Here is a 13602-nt window from a genome sequence, read left to right as displayed (position 1 = left end):
CACCCATTATCACAATTTTTCTCATCAAAAAAGCAAGTTACCAACGGTAACTTGCTTTTTAATGATCATGCATGACACGTGTCATCATGATTGCTTCAATAATGACAAAAGTTGCTAAACGTGGCCAGTAGCCCAACGACAATACATCACGTGTCAACGTACTGGTCAAAATAAATGTACTAATGACATAAATGACATAAAAGAAAAACGTTAACTTATAAGGAATATCTGAATTATTTTTCAGGCGGGGTAATTGCAACAGATAGAGCAGCGCAATCACTGTTGACACAATAATCGTAATGGCTGTTGCCATACTTGTCTTGGGACTCGTATGCCAAAAATCAAGATGACCAATGACAGCGATGATCGCAATGAAAAATAAGTCATAGAGTCGCTCTTTTACCGAACGACCACCATCCCATTTGTCTAATAAATTATTGATCATCTTGAAAGCTCTCCCAAAGACATGTTATGCCCAATCACCATTTCTAAAGACAGGTACAGTTTGACCATCTTGTGTGATGCCATCAATTGACATATCAGCTGAACCGACCATAAAGTCAACATGAACATCTGAAATATTCCAGCCACGTTTTGCCAAATCTTCTGGTTGATCTGTTTTACCGCCAGCGATGTTTGAAGCATAGGCAGCGCCAATTGCCAAGTGATCAGAAGCATTTTCATCAAACAACGTGTTGTAGAATAACACACCACCTTGGGCAATAGGTGAAGGATCAGGTACGAGTGAGACTTCACCCAATGATTTTGCGCCTTCATCTGTATCAATTAGCTTCTGCAAAACAGGCAAACCCTTTGAGGCAGAAGCTTTTACAATACGACCATTTTCAAAATCTAATTCGATATCTTCAATCAAGTTACCTTGATATGAAAGTGGTAATGTTGCTGCCACATGACCTTGAATATTACGGTTGTCAGGTGATGTGAAGACCTCCTCGGTTGGCATGTTCGGAATAAATATGTTACCAGCCTTATCGTATGAAAAAGCTGCCTCCCAAATATGACCTGTTGCCAAACCGATGGTAAAGTCTGACTTAGCATTATGATAACGTAATTCTCTAAAGTTCTGACTGTTCAACCAATCGGCTTTGTTTTTCAATGTTTCAATGTGCGCGTCCCAGTTAGTGATAGCGTCCGTTTCATCATCAACGCGAACGTCTTTCAAAATTTCAGCCCACAGACGATTAACTGCTTCTTCACCCTTAAGGTCAGGGAAAACTTTTTCCGCCCACGCTTGTCCAGCAGCGGCAACTACCAACCATGAAATGTCATCTTTCATGGTTGCCTCACGGACACGTACCAAAGCTTTTTGATTGGCTTTTGTTAGCATGTGAAGTCGATCAGCATCAACACCTGCCAAACCATCAGGATCTTGTGACACCAGTGAAATACGTGAAGCGTATTGATCCATCAATTCATTGGCTTTGGCAATCGTATAGTTAGGTACGGTTGTTAAACGATCCTCTGGTGCATGGTCAAGAAAAGCTTTTGCAATTGTTTGGTCGGACCATTCCATCACAACTTCACGAGCACCAGCTTCATAAGCAGCGGCCACGATTTTACGAGCGAAGTAGGCTTCATCAACGGCAGCATACAAAATAATTGTTTGACCAGGCTGCACATTGACGCCTTTTTTGACAATGAGTTCAGCGTACTTGTTGAGTTGCGTTTCTAATGACATGATATTCTCCTGAATAAAAGTTAGTGTATCTGCTCATTTTCCCATGAATAATCATTATTTACAAGCTTTTTTCATAGAAATCGTATGATATAAATGAACAGCTTAATCAGCGCAGTAGCGTTTTTTCTTGTATAATAGTGATTATGGATAATTCGACGAAAAAAGTAGCATCTTATAAAACTAAAAAATCACTGACTTTTACCACATGGTTACTCATTACTGTGGGTATTGTGGGTTCTTTTGTGATCTGGGTATTTGCTAAGCCAGTCATTGTTAATACGGATGTGACACCAACTGGTTTTGCTGTACAAGGTGTGGCGATTAATCAGACGTCTGGGTATGTTGACTTTAAAAATTTAGCTAATAACGGGATTGATTTTGCTTATTTGCGTGCTACTTCAGGCAATTCTTTCGCTGATGATGGCTATAAAAGTAGCTATACGCGTGCTAAATCTGCTAATCTGAAAGTCGGGGCAATCCAAGTATATAGTTCAAACACAACGGCCGCCGTGCAGGCGCAATATTTCATTGATAATGTTGGAAATCAGATTGGTGAGTTACCAATCGCAATTCAGGTACCAGATGACCAAATTTCAACGGCAACTGATGCACAGCGTTTAGCGTCGCTCATTCAGACACTTTATTCGCACTATAATCATGATATTGTAATTTATACGACGCCTGCGGTACAAAAGCAACTTGCTGACACAATTAAAGATACAAAATACTGGTTAATTGAAGACAATACCGATAATAAGGCAGCAGAGAATCAATTTATACAATATGATGAGGATCGTACAATTGGTTCGGGCTTGAAAGCGGTTAAGATGCCAACGTCGGTATTCAATGGCACAAAGAAACAATTCGAGGCATACAAATGATTAAATTAGGTATTATTGGCACTAACTGGATTTCAAAAATGTTTGTTGAGGCAGCAATACAAACAGGTAGCTATACGCTGACAACAGTGTATTCACGTACCGAAGAAAAAGGAAACACTTTTTTGGCTGATCTTGACACTGACACTGATAATGTAACGGTGGTCACCACTTTGAGTGATTTATACACAGACATTGATGTGGTGTATATTGCGTCTCCTAATGCGCTGCACTTTGAACAAGCTAAGGTAGCGATTGCCTCAGATGTGCATGTAATTGTGGAGAAGCCATCATTTAGCAATCCAACGGAATTTGCGATAATTGAAGAGCTATTGACGCGACATGAAAATGTACGTGTTTTTGAAGCCGCACGGCATGTTCATCAATCAAACTTTAAGCTGATGCAACAGGCTGTGATTGAATTGCCACAAGTTCAAGGCGCAACATTTGTTTATCAGAAGTATTCCTCACGTTATGATGCTTATTTGGAGGGCAAAGAACCCAATGTTTTGACACGTGAATTTAGTGGTGGTGCATTATATGATTTGGGCGTTTACCCTATATATGCGGCGATTGCTTTGTTTGGCGCACCAAGGGCGGTACAATATTTGCCAACACTTTTAAACAATGGTGCGGATGGACGAGGGACTGCTAACCTATTCTATGACCAATTTAATGTAACAGTTATCTTTGGAAAAAATGCTAATTCCTATCTATCGAGCGAAATCTATGGTTTGAAAGAGACGATTGCAACAAATAATATTGCAGAACTCAACACCATAACTTATCATGATGGCGAAGGTAATGCAGATAACATCGGGGTGGCAGGGACGAGTAATCCGATGGTCGCTGAAGCATCAGATTTTGCACGAGTCATTACTGATCCCTTAAATGAACACGTCCGTTATCAACAATGGTGGCAGCTTGCTAAGCAGGTGAACCAAACATTATTTGATTTACGACAATCAGCTGGTATTGTATTTCCTGCTGATATAAAGGACTAATATGAGACCAGAACTTTTAGAAAAATTTAATGCTGTTTTTGAGCAACCAACCCCCATTCAAAATGCTGTTTGGCAACGTTTAATCGATGGTGATTCTATTTTTGGATTGGCCCCAACGGGGACGGGGAAAACATTAGCTTTCGTGTTGCCAATGTTATCTCAAGTTGACGCTAATTTAAAGCGAACGCAAGTTTTAATTTTAGCACCTAGTCAAGAATTAGCCATGCAAACAACGCAGGTTGCGCGGGAGTGGGGCACTTTAGTTGGGGTGAGTGTCGCCAGCCTTATTGGCGGCGCCAATGGGCGTCGACAAGCTGAAAAACTCAAAAAAGATAAACCACAAATTGTTGTAGGGACACTTGGACGTGTGCTGACAATGCTCGAAGGTGGGGTATTAAAATTAGACAATATAAAGGCTGTCATATTTGATGAGGCTGATGCGATGTTGACCGAAGAACGGCATGCCAGTTTAGAAGCGTTAGCCGATCAGTTACCAACAAATTTGCAGCTGGGGTTATTTTCAGCTACTTCTGGTGCAGATTTGCAGTACGTGAACACTGTATTTAATCAAAAAGTACACCCAATTTCGGTTGGAACTGACGCACCCGCGAACATCAAACATGAATTTCAATACGTCGACCAACGTGCTAAAGAAAAAATATTAATTCAATTAGCTCGTCACAATCAACAAGCGCTAGTTTTCTTTAATACAATCAGTGCACTCGTGTCAATGCAAGCGACGCTGCGTCATGCACATGTCAGTGTTATGAGCATCGGCAGTAATGACAAACGCCAAGTGCAACGTGCAGACGCATTGAGACTGTTTAAAAAGGGTGAAGTGGCACTCTTACTAGTCACAGACGTTGCTGCACGAGGCCTTGACATTGATAATTTGCCATTAGTGGTCAATGCACAGTTGCCTGAACGCTTAAAAACTTATGTTCATCGAACTGGTCGAACTGGTCGTATGGGTAAAAATGGTAGGGTTTTGAACTTAGGTAATGATCATGATATTCGTAACTTAAAGCGTGAGCTTGGTGATAAGTTTACGTTGGTCAAAGCTGACAATACATTTGAACCATCTACAAATATAGTTGTTAAGAAGCAACAGGCAAACATTGCGCCATCAAAAGTGGATAGTGATAGTACGCAAAAGCCAAGTATAACGCCATCACCATCAAAAAAACACTCACCTGTTAAAGTGGAAACAAAAAATGATTTGCCTGAACGAAAAAAGAAACGGGCCAAACATTCAAAAAATAAGGGTAAGCCTAAATGGGCTAAAAAGCGTGACTAGCAATTCAGTGCTGGTCTTTTTTTGACGTCAAAAGTTTTTGACTGAAGGGTTATGCACCATTGTGTTAAAATGTAATCAGATGATTTGTATTGGTTACTAGCCAAAATGATAGTTAGTACGAATTGAAAATATTGTCATAATAATTGTAAGAGGACAACATGCCAGAACTACCAGAAGTTGAAACAGTCCGACGCGGACTAGAAAAATTGATCATTGGCACGACAGTAACTGCTGTGAATGTGCCTTATCCAAAGGTAATTACCGGCGATTCACAGGCGTTCGTTACGGGTGTCATGCAAGCGACTTTTACGAAAATTGACCGACGCGGCAAATATTTGTTGTTGCGGTTGTCTAATCAACACACAATTGTCTCCCATCTAAGAATGGAGGGGCAATATTCTGTTGAACCGATTGGTACTACACCTTATAAACATACAGAAATTATATTTGAACTTGCAGATGATCGTGCTTTATTTTACAATGACACGCGCCGGTTTGGACGTATGGTACTCGCTACTACTGGGCATGAAAGTCTCGTTTCACCATCACTGGCAAAATTAGGGCCAGAACCTACTGAAACTGATTTGACATTGCCATATATGATTAATGCCTTTTCAAAGTCAAAAAAACCCATCAAAACCTTTTTATTAGATCAAAATCAAATAGCTGGTATTGGTAATATTTATGCAGATGAGGTATTGTGGCAGAGCAAAATTCACCCAGAAACGCCAACCAATCAATTGTCCAAGTTACAGTTAGCGATATTGCGCACCAATATTATTGCGGAAATAGCACGGGCAATCAAACATCATGGTACGACTGTTCACAGTTTTAGCAACGTATTTGGTGAAGTTGGTAAATTTCAAAATGAGTTAGAGGCATACGGGCGAGTAGGTGAACCATGTCTACGTTGTGGAACACCAATGGTAAAAATAAAAGTTGGCCAACGAGGTACAACGTTTTGCCCATTCTGTCAGGTGAAATTTGATTGATTTGGTAATTAAGGGGTATGCGCATGCTTTTAGTAGGATTAACAGGTGGGATTGCAACAGGCAAATCAACGGTGAGTGGTATGCTGCGAGATGCAGGTCTACCAATTGTTGATGCAGATGTGGTTGCTCGAGAAGTTGTTGAGCCAGGCACACCAACACTTGAAAAAATTAAATTAGCTTTTGGACCAAGCGTCATTGATAACGGTGTCCTAAATCGCCGTCGATTGGGTGATATCGTTTTTTCAAATAGCCAAGAGCTAGCGCGTTTAAATGACATTATGCAACCAGCTATTAGCCGAGCAATGGCAGATAAAATTAACTTTTGGCGCATGCAACAGGTGCCAATTTTAATTTTGGATGTACCATTGTTGTTTGAAAGACATTATGAAAAAGATGGTAAAATAGATAAAATTATTGTGGTTACAACTGATGAGTCAACTCAGCTGGAACGATTGAAACTACGTAACCAGCTATCTGATTTACAAGCGCGTAATCGCGTTCACTCACAGTTGCCGTTAACAGATAAAGTAGCTCGAGCTGATTTTGTAATCGACAATAATAAAGATCAGCAATCACTGAAACAGCAAGTGACCGCTTTGATAGAAAATTTAAAGGAAATCGCTGCCAATGACAACACCAACTGATGGAAAAATTGAATTTCATGCCAAAGCAGGTGTTTTTGTTCAATCACAAGCACCAGTTACTTTATCTGATTTAGATCGGGCCTTTAATCTGTATACACCGTTTATTGGTGCAACAGGGTATGCTTTGTACCATCTATTAGTAAATGAGGTGCCGTACAATACACAATTAAGTCATCGTGAAGATCATAATTTTGTACTAGATAGTCTAAATATGAGTTTGCCCGATTTTGTTAAAGTGAGACGTCGTTTAGAGGCAGTCGGTCTCATCAAGACCTATTTTATTGAAGATAGCTTGGGTGAAATCTACACCTATCAAATGTTTCCACCACTGGATGCAACCGCATTCTTTCAGGAACAACTGTTAGCAGGGTTACTTTTTAAATTCGTTGGTGAAGATCGCTTTGTGACTTTACAGGAGCGATATGGTCATCATGGGCAATCTGTTATCAAAGGTGATAATATTTCGGCGCATTTCTTACAGGTATTTAAGCCAACGACAAATAGCGTGTTGCCTAGCATGCCGGCTTCAGAAACGCCAACATTACCGGAAGCAAAAGACACCTTTGATTTTGATGGCTTTGCCCAATTGGTGCGTGGTACGACGGTGTCGCAATTAGCGAAGCATCATGATTTTATTGTAGCTATTCATGTTATCTATGGCTTAAATGAAACGACATTGGCTGGTTACGTGACGCAAGCCATGACACTGGATACGCAGGATTTAGATGAACGACGACTACAAGAAATGCTACATTCACGTCGTGCAGCCAAAAAGCCAGACATGACCGACATCAACACCGCTCATGCGGTTGCTACCACAACAAAACGTTCTCAAGAAATGTTGCAATTGATTCGAGACGCTCAAACATTAGCCCCTAATGCCTTCATTGAGGATATTAAGTTTAAAAAAGGTGGCGGTTTTGTGACGAGAAACGAATATTATTTCATCAACAAGATGATTAGAGATATTCGTTTAAAAGCTGAAGTTGTGAACATGCTTGTTTGGTATGAATTGGTCAAACGCAATCGTGATACGGTGAATGTTGACACAGCTGAAACAATCGCCAATTCATGGCTGCAATTAAAAGTTGATTCAGCGGAGAATGCACTTGATGCGATTGACAAATATCAGCCTGCTGTTAAAACAAATAATCCACGTGCGACAAAACGTCAAAACAAACGTATTGAACCTAAATTAGCGACTGGCTCTGAAACCACAACACCACAGAAGTCAGAACAAGATGTAGCAGCAGCTTTGGCCAAGTTAAAAAATATAAAGACGAAAAACTAATATGCAAAATCTATCAGAAGTCCTGCAACAATTTCAAAAGCAATATGCTAACAAAGCGAATCTAGCTGAAATAATCGAATCTATCGGTCAAGATGATGATATTCGAACTTTTTGGGATGCCCATCAAAATGATTTGAAAGCCGATGCTTTCCAACTCAAAATGGGTGACTTATATGAGTTTATTCAGCAAAAAAACAAAATAGCGGCTGGGGAAAAAACGCTATATCCCGGCTATTATCCACAGTTAACAATTGAAAAAGGCTATCCATTAGTGCATTATGTTGCTGATGAAAACACGCGGCAACAATTGATGCAACGGCGCAAGCTAACTGCATACAAGATGCCTAAGGCGATTCAAGATGCTGACTTACAGACACTTATTCAAGATAATGGTCGCATGACAGCATTGGCTGAAGTTGTGGATATCTTGTCACAAAAGATTAGTGGGAAGACAGATTTTATCCAAGGGCTGTATTTATCTGGTGATTTTGGTATTGGGAAAACTTACCTGATGGGGGCGTTAGCCAATGCGCTTGCTGCCAATAATATAGAGGTCATGCTACTGCATTTTCCGTCGTTTATCAGTGATTTAAAAGGGACTTTTGACCACAAGGACGCATCACTTGACGAATTACTAACTAAGGCAAAAACGGTTTCTAATTTAATCTTAGATGACATCGGGGCTGACACATTGACATCATGGAGCCGTGATGCCATCCTTGGCATTATCCTAGAGTATCGTATGCAAAATGAATTAACCACGTTCTTTACTTCTAATTTTGATATGGTTGGCTTGGAAAGCTATTTAGCACAGACAAAAGATGGTGTTGAGCCAGTCAAAGCAGCACGACTCATGCAGCGTATAAAATATTTAGCAAAGCCTGTTCAGATGACGGGTAAAAATCGGCGGTTAGACATTTGATTTTCTTTCAAAAGACAAAAAAATATTGGTTCGTGCTTGGTGCATTAGTTTTGACGTGGGTATTATTGCGTCATGATGCTATTATTTATCAACAACCTGTTGGTCAGGTTGTCCATGAGACTGCACGATTAACTCAAAAAACAACTGACGAGCATGGTAATACTGACAAAATATATTCGCAACGGTTAACGATCAAGCTATTGAATCGCAATAAAACAGTGACATTGTCAAACCAATACGCTGACTCACAAACCGTTACGCATCGTTATCATGTCGGTGATCAGTTATTGCTTGATGGTACGGGTAAGCTCAGAATTTTATCGCTAAAACGTGATGCAACAATCGGTGTGTTACTGGTTTTGTTAGTTTCGTTGTTATTGCTGTATGTTAAATGGCGTGCAACAAGTTGGTTGCTATCAAGTTTAATTATCAATATTATTTTATTTGTTCTCGCTTTAGTAATTGATATTAATGTTAAAAATGCTAATGTGCTATTAATTTTCGTTATTTTGGCCGTGCTAGTGGCTTTTTCGAGTTTAGCACTGGTGCTTGGCAGAACCCTGCAAATGGTCGTAACTTTGGCGTCGACATTATTGGCAACGTTATTAGCGATGATATTAATGTTAGTGTCATTGAAGGTAACAGCCAATGAAGGCGTCCATTTTGAAACAATGTCTTATGTGACGCAAGTACCAACGACGTTGTTTATTGCACAAACTATCATTGGTGTTTTGGGTGCTGTTATGGATGAATCAGCTGATATTGTGGCAGCGCTGTTTGGCATGCGACGTGAAAAAATTGCTCATCATTTCAAAGATTATTGGCACGCTGGCATGAATGTTGGCCGTGATATTATGGGAACGTTAGTCAACGTGTTGTTCATGATTTTTATTGCTGAAACCATGCCAATGGTCTTTCTAATGTTGCGCAATGGCAATAATTGGCCATATATTTTGGATCAAATTATGAATCTAGGTATTTTACAAACGGTTGTTTCTGGTATTGGTATTGTGATTGCAGTTCCGGTAACGAGTGCGCTAGTTGCTTTAATTGTTAAACATCAACAGGTGGTGAAATCATGAACGCAATTGGATTATTGGTTTTAATACTGTTTATTTTAATGATTTTTGTTGGCGGTAATCAAGGTCTCAAAGTGTTTTTTGGATTGTTGATTAATTTTATTGTTATTTTTATTTTAATGATTTTGATTAACTGGCAGTTTAATCCCTACGTTGTGACTGCTGTTGTCAGTATTGTCATTTTAGCGATTGCGATTTATTTGGGATCGGATAACCAAGCGGTTGCGAATACAGCTTTTCAAACAAGTCTCATTGTAGTAGCTATTCTGATGGTTATTGCTGTTGTGGCACAACATTTTGGTCAGTTTCAAGGTTTTTCAACCGAAAATTCAGAAGAATTAGAAGGGCTATCGCTCAATGTTGGTTTGTCATTTAGTCATGTGGCGATGGTTGTGATGGTTATTTCACTATTAGGCGCCGTAGCAGAAGCAGCAATGGCGATTATTGCTGATTTGAATGAGGTTATTGACAGAACGCCAGATATGACCAGTAATAGTTTGTATGCACATTCGCGTATCATTGGTGGGCAAATTCTAGGTACTGCTATCAATACACTATTTTTTGGGGTGTTGGGGGCTAATCTGCCATTGCTAATTTGGTTTATTCGATTAAAATATTCGTTAGCAATGTTTGTGAATGCCAAAGTTCTCATGATGGAAGTTGTGACCATGCTTTTAGGAATGTTAGGTATTTTACTCAGTATTTGGGTGGCTAGCTGGTTGGTTGTGAGACAGTTTGTGAAACATAAAAAGGTAGGTATAAAGTGAACGAAACATTTGATTTAATTGAACAAATCACGCGAAATGATGGGTCCGTTTATTTTGAATTAGGGAATATTTCGCAAAATGGACGGGCAGAATATGCGGCAGAACATGGTTATATTAAAGAAGTTCGCATTTTGAAAATGAATATTCCAAAATCAACCAATGTTGAAAAAGTCACTGCTTATATTAATGCCCATTATCAATTATTACCGTTAGAGTATGATGGCTGGGAAGAATGGGTTAAAACACCTGAGATAGAGCAAGATTTACAAGCTATTTTGTTAGAAAATCGTGTTGGTTAGTTATGATATTGTGATCATGAATTTTATTTTTATTTTGAGGAGGAAAGTGCGTTCTAACGTACATAAACAGTTATGCGTTCAGTATTTAATCAACCGGAGGCCGTTGTGCTGGCTTCAAAACATTTGCTTGATGGCACAGGCCGTTTACGTTGGGTATACAGGGAATTAGCACCGACGACGCCGCAGGATTCTGGCTGGTTTTTGTTTGCCGACAATGATACGGAAGCTTGGAATGATCAACCTGATAATTTTATGCCCTTAATTATTGAAACGGCATTAGCAATTGAACCATCATTGCAAAACATTCTAGATTTACCTTATGGCACTGACTTAGTTCTGGATAATCGTCTAGGAATAAAGGGGTGGTGGGATCCTAAAACTAAAACGCCAGTTTGGCTAGCTGATGGTAGTGTTGAGAGTACATTCAAGATTGTCAACGGTGAAGTTATTGAAAAGTAACGAAACGTTTGTAATTTGATAACTTTTTCTATATAATTAAAAGCGGTGTTATTTTATTGATAGCGCGAAATGGTAGTATAGCCAAGTGGTAAGGCAACGGTCTGCAAAACCGTCATCGCCGGTTCGACTCCGGTTACTACCTTCTGGAACGCCTTAATAGGCGTTTTTTCTTATGATATAATAAATAACAAATGATAACTTTAACTGATAATGTTGATGTTCTGCCCGGTGTGGGACCAAAACGCCTGACAGCGCTTCACGACATCGATATATTTACAATTGAAGATTTGATCGATTATTTTCCATTTCGGTACGAGGATCTGGGTGAACGGCTGCCGTCTGAGACACTAGATGGTGATAAGGTAACTTTCAAAGGTGTTGTCAGTACGCCGCCAATCGTTAATCGTTTTGGTAAACGTTCACAAACACGCTTTGGATTGTTAATTGACCATGAAAATATCCGTGTGTCTTTTTTTAACCAGCCTTGGATTGCGCAAAATGTTGAGGTTGGTCAAGAGGTGGCGGTGTATGGCACGTACGATGCTGCAAAAGCTGGTTTGACTGGTATCAAAATGATTCAAGCCTCAATAGATGCTTTGTCGCCGATTTATCCTGCCACGAAGCAAATTAGTGCTAAAACCATACGTCATTTGATTGAACTAGCTTGGTCTGAGGTACGCGGACATGCTGATTCACTAGTGCCTAAAGGGCTGCGCGATAAGTATCGCCTCCTAGATCGTAATACGCAGATTGAAAACATGCACTTTCCCAGTGATGCCGATCATGCTAAATCAGCACGCCGTAGTGCGGCCTTTGAAGAATTTTTTGTTTTCCAAATGCGGTTGCAGTTGCTAAAGTTAGCCGATCAAAATTTTGCTGGGGAAAGTGTCATTTATAATGAGACGGCCTTGGCAGCATTTGAAAACAGTTTGCCTTTTAAATTAACGCCAGCACAAACAAAAGTGATACAAGAAATTTTGCAAGATCAGAAAAGGCCACGTCACATGAATCGGTTGTTGCAAGGGGATGTGGGTTCTGGTAAAACAGTGGTGGCTGCCATGGCAATGTATGCAGTGATAACTGCTGGCATGCAAGCAGCTATGATGGCACCAACTGAAATTTTAGCGCAACAACATGCAATTAATTTAGCTAACATGTTTGATCAAGCTGGTCTATCTGTACGCGTCGAATTATTAACGAGTGGTCTTAAAGCTGCACAACGTCGTCATTTATTAGAAGATTTGTCTAATGGTGATATTGATATTTTAGTTGGTACACATGCTTTACTTCAACCTGACGTAGCATTTCATCACTTGGGTCTGGCAGTCATTGATGAGCAACATCGTTTTGGCGTCAATCAACGCGCAAAACTTCGCGAAAATGGGGTTAATCCTGACATTTTGGCAATGACGGCGACTCCAATTCCACGTACGTTGGCAATCACTGCGTACGGTGAAATGGATGTATCCGTTATTGATCAGTTACCAGCCGGTCGAAAAATAATTCAAACGCGCAAAATTAGTCATAGCCAACTGGATCAAACCTTGCGGTTTGTTCGTCAAGAACTAGAAGACGGTGCGCAAGTATATGTTGTCACACCATTGATTGAAGAGTCTGAAGCCTTAGATGTCCAAAATGCGCAAGCAATGTATGAAGCGATGCAACTTGAATTTCCAGACAGTCAGGTTGGACTTTTGCATGGTCGTTTGTCAAACGATGAGAAAAAAAGTTTAATGGCAGATTTTAAAGCCAACCGCATTCAAATTTTAGTTGCTACCACAGTGATTGAAGTCGGTGTTGATGTACCTAATGCTAGTATTATGTTGATTATGGACGCGGACAGATTTGGTTTGGCGCAATTGCACCAATTAAGAGGTCGTGTTGGGCGTGGTTCTCGACAGTCTTATGCTATTTTGGTAGCCGATCCAAAAACTGATTATGGCCGTGCCCGTCTAGATGCTATGGTGTCAACAACTGACGGCTTTGTTTTGGCACAAAAAGATTTAGAACTACGTGGCTCTGGTGATATTTTGGGCACTAAGCAAGCTGGTGTGCCAGAATTTGTAGTTGGTGATCCCGTTAAAGATTTGACCATGATGACGATTGCGCAACAAGAAGCCATTGACTTAGTTAGTCAAAAAAATTGGGACGATCAGCCAGAAAATAAAGCTTTAGTGACGTATTTGTCACGAACAATGGCACGTTACCGACATTTTGATTAGAGTCAATACCGGCGGGTAACGCAAAACAATGTTAAAATGAACTATAATT

At 40.0% G+C, this 13602-nt stretch carries 14 protein-coding genes and 1 tRNA gene; 13 read left to right on the top strand and 2 right to left on the bottom strand.

From position 1 onward, the window contains the following. Nucleotides 1–58: 58 nt before the first annotated feature. Complete coding sequence (locus tag BMG01_RS00885; protein ID WP_004915464.1) at nucleotides 59–445, bottom strand: hypothetical protein; 387 nt, start codon at nucleotides 443–445, stop codon at nucleotides 59–61. Between the two features lie 24 nt (nucleotides 446–469). Continuing rightward, nucleotides 470–1699 (bottom strand): aminopeptidase, encoded by a 1230-nt coding sequence (locus BMG01_RS00880; RefSeq protein WP_004915461.1) that lies wholly within the window; start codon nucleotides 1697–1699, stop codon nucleotides 470–472. Nucleotides 1700–1842: 143 nt separating this feature from the next. Here BMG01_RS00880 and BMG01_RS00875 point away from each other — a divergent pair, with 143 nt between their 5' ends. The 13 genes from BMG01_RS00875 to recG all read left to right on the top strand — a co-directional run bounded on the left by BMG01_RS00875 (nucleotide 1843) and on the right by recG (nucleotide 13553). Beyond that, complete coding sequence (locus BMG01_RS00875; protein WP_036067728.1) at nucleotides 1843–2580, top strand: GH25 family lysozyme; 738 nt, start codon at nucleotides 1843–1845, stop codon at nucleotides 2578–2580. After that, complete coding sequence (locus tag BMG01_RS00870; protein ID WP_004915456.1) at nucleotides 2577–3581, top strand: Gfo/Idh/MocA family protein; 1005 nt, start codon at nucleotides 2577–2579, stop codon at nucleotides 3579–3581. The genes BMG01_RS00875 and BMG01_RS00870 overlap by 4 nt, the downstream gene beginning before the upstream one ends. A gap of 1 nt (nucleotide 3582) precedes the next feature. After that, complete coding sequence (locus tag BMG01_RS00865; protein ID WP_004915453.1) at nucleotides 3583–4878, top strand: DEAD/DEAH box helicase; 1296 nt, start codon at nucleotides 3583–3585, stop codon at nucleotides 4876–4878. A gap of 158 nt (nucleotides 4879–5036) precedes the next feature. Then, nucleotides 5037–5870, top strand: a complete 834-nt coding sequence (gene mutM, locus BMG01_RS00860) for a bifunctional DNA-formamidopyrimidine glycosylase/DNA-(apurinic or apyrimidinic site) lyase (RefSeq protein ID WP_004915449.1) — start codon at nucleotides 5037–5039, stop codon at nucleotides 5868–5870. A gap of 23 nt (nucleotides 5871–5893) precedes the next feature. Continuing rightward, entirely contained in the window at nucleotides 5894–6514 is a 621-nt protein-coding gene (coaE, locus tag BMG01_RS00855; protein ID WP_004915446.1) for a dephospho-CoA kinase, read from the top strand. After that, nucleotides 6498–7805: a DnaD domain protein gene (locus BMG01_RS00850; RefSeq protein WP_004915443.1), complete on the top strand. Its 1308-nt coding sequence runs from the start codon at nucleotides 6498–6500 to the stop codon at nucleotides 7803–7805. Before coaE ends, BMG01_RS00850 begins: the two co-directional genes overlap by 17 nt. Before the next feature lies 1 nt (nucleotide 7806). Further along, nucleotides 7807–8727 (top strand): primosomal protein DnaI, encoded by a 921-nt coding sequence (dnaI, locus tag BMG01_RS00845; RefSeq protein ID WP_004915441.1) that lies wholly within the window; start codon nucleotides 7807–7809, stop codon nucleotides 8725–8727. After that, nucleotides 8724–9809, top strand: a complete 1086-nt coding sequence (locus BMG01_RS00840) for a YibE/F family protein (protein WP_004915438.1) — start codon at nucleotides 8724–8726, stop codon at nucleotides 9807–9809. The genes dnaI and BMG01_RS00840 overlap by 4 nt, the downstream gene beginning before the upstream one ends. Continuing rightward, the gene (locus BMG01_RS00835) at nucleotides 9806–10573 is read left to right on the top strand and encodes a YibE/F family protein (RefSeq protein ID WP_004915435.1); all 768 of its coding nucleotides are present in this window, start codon (nucleotides 9806–9808) and stop codon (nucleotides 10571–10573) included. Before BMG01_RS00840 ends, BMG01_RS00835 begins: the two co-directional genes overlap by 4 nt. After that, a complete protein-coding gene (locus BMG01_RS00830) occupies nucleotides 10570–10872 on the top strand; it encodes a hypothetical protein (protein WP_004915431.1) in 303 nt (100 codons plus the stop codon). The genes BMG01_RS00835 and BMG01_RS00830 overlap by 4 nt, the downstream gene beginning before the upstream one ends. 72 nt (nucleotides 10873–10944) lie before the next feature. Continuing rightward, a complete protein-coding gene (locus tag BMG01_RS00825) occupies nucleotides 10945–11331 on the top strand; it encodes a DUF2185 domain-containing protein (protein ID WP_004915427.1) in 387 nt (128 codons plus the stop codon). Between the two features lie 71 nt (nucleotides 11332–11402). Next, nucleotides 11403–11473: transfer RNA gene (locus tag BMG01_RS00820), tRNA-Cys, on the top strand. 49 nt (nucleotides 11474–11522) lie between these two features. Continuing rightward, a complete protein-coding gene (gene recG / locus BMG01_RS00815) occupies nucleotides 11523–13553 on the top strand; it encodes an ATP-dependent DNA helicase RecG (RefSeq protein WP_036067725.1) in 2031 nt (676 codons plus the stop codon). The last annotated feature ends 49 nt before the right edge of the window (nucleotides 13554–13602 follow it).

Origin of the sequence: Leuconostoc sp. BM2, assembly GCF_002095565.1 — a bacterium.
Classification (GTDB): Bacteria; Bacillota; Bacilli; order Lactobacillales; family Lactobacillaceae; genus Leuconostoc; species Leuconostoc falkenbergense.
Note: the sequence above shows the minus strand (reverse complement) of the source record. Positions and strands in the feature narration are given on the sequence as shown.

Bases quoted from the DNA above. Each gene is read 5' to 3' on its own strand.
- BMG01_RS00885 (WP_004915464.1), bottom strand. From the start codon at position 445: ATGATCAATAATTTATTAGACAAATGGGATGGTGGTCGTTCGGTAAAA.
- BMG01_RS00880 (WP_004915461.1), bottom strand. From the start codon at position 1,699: ATGTCATTAGAAACGCAACTCAACAAGTACGCTGAACTCATTGTCAAA.
- BMG01_RS00875 (WP_036067728.1), top strand. From the start codon at position 1,843: ATGGATAATTCGACGAAAAAAGTAGCATCTTATAAAACTAAAAAATCA.
- BMG01_RS00870 (WP_004915456.1), top strand. From the start codon at position 2,577: ATGATTAAATTAGGTATTATTGGCACTAACTGGATTTCAAAAATGTTT.
- BMG01_RS00865 (WP_004915453.1), top strand. From the start codon at position 3,583: ATGAGACCAGAACTTTTAGAAAAATTTAATGCTGTTTTTGAGCAACCA.
- mutM (WP_004915449.1), top strand. From the start codon at position 5,037: ATGCCAGAACTACCAGAAGTTGAAACAGTCCGACGCGGACTAGAAAAA.
- coaE (WP_004915446.1), top strand. From the start codon at position 5,894: ATGCTTTTAGTAGGATTAACAGGTGGGATTGCAACAGGCAAATCAACG.
- BMG01_RS00850 (WP_004915443.1), top strand. From the start codon at position 6,498: ATGACAACACCAACTGATGGAAAAATTGAATTTCATGCCAAAGCAGGT.
- dnaI (WP_004915441.1), top strand. From the start codon at position 7,807: ATGCAAAATCTATCAGAAGTCCTGCAACAATTTCAAAAGCAATATGCT.
- BMG01_RS00835 (WP_004915435.1), top strand. From the start codon at position 9,806: ATGAACGCAATTGGATTATTGGTTTTAATACTGTTTATTTTAATGATT.
- BMG01_RS00825 (WP_004915427.1), top strand. From the start codon at position 10,945: ATGCGTTCAGTATTTAATCAACCGGAGGCCGTTGTGCTGGCTTCAAAA.
- recG (WP_036067725.1), top strand. From the start codon at position 11,523: ATGATAACTTTAACTGATAATGTTGATGTTCTGCCCGGTGTGGGACCA.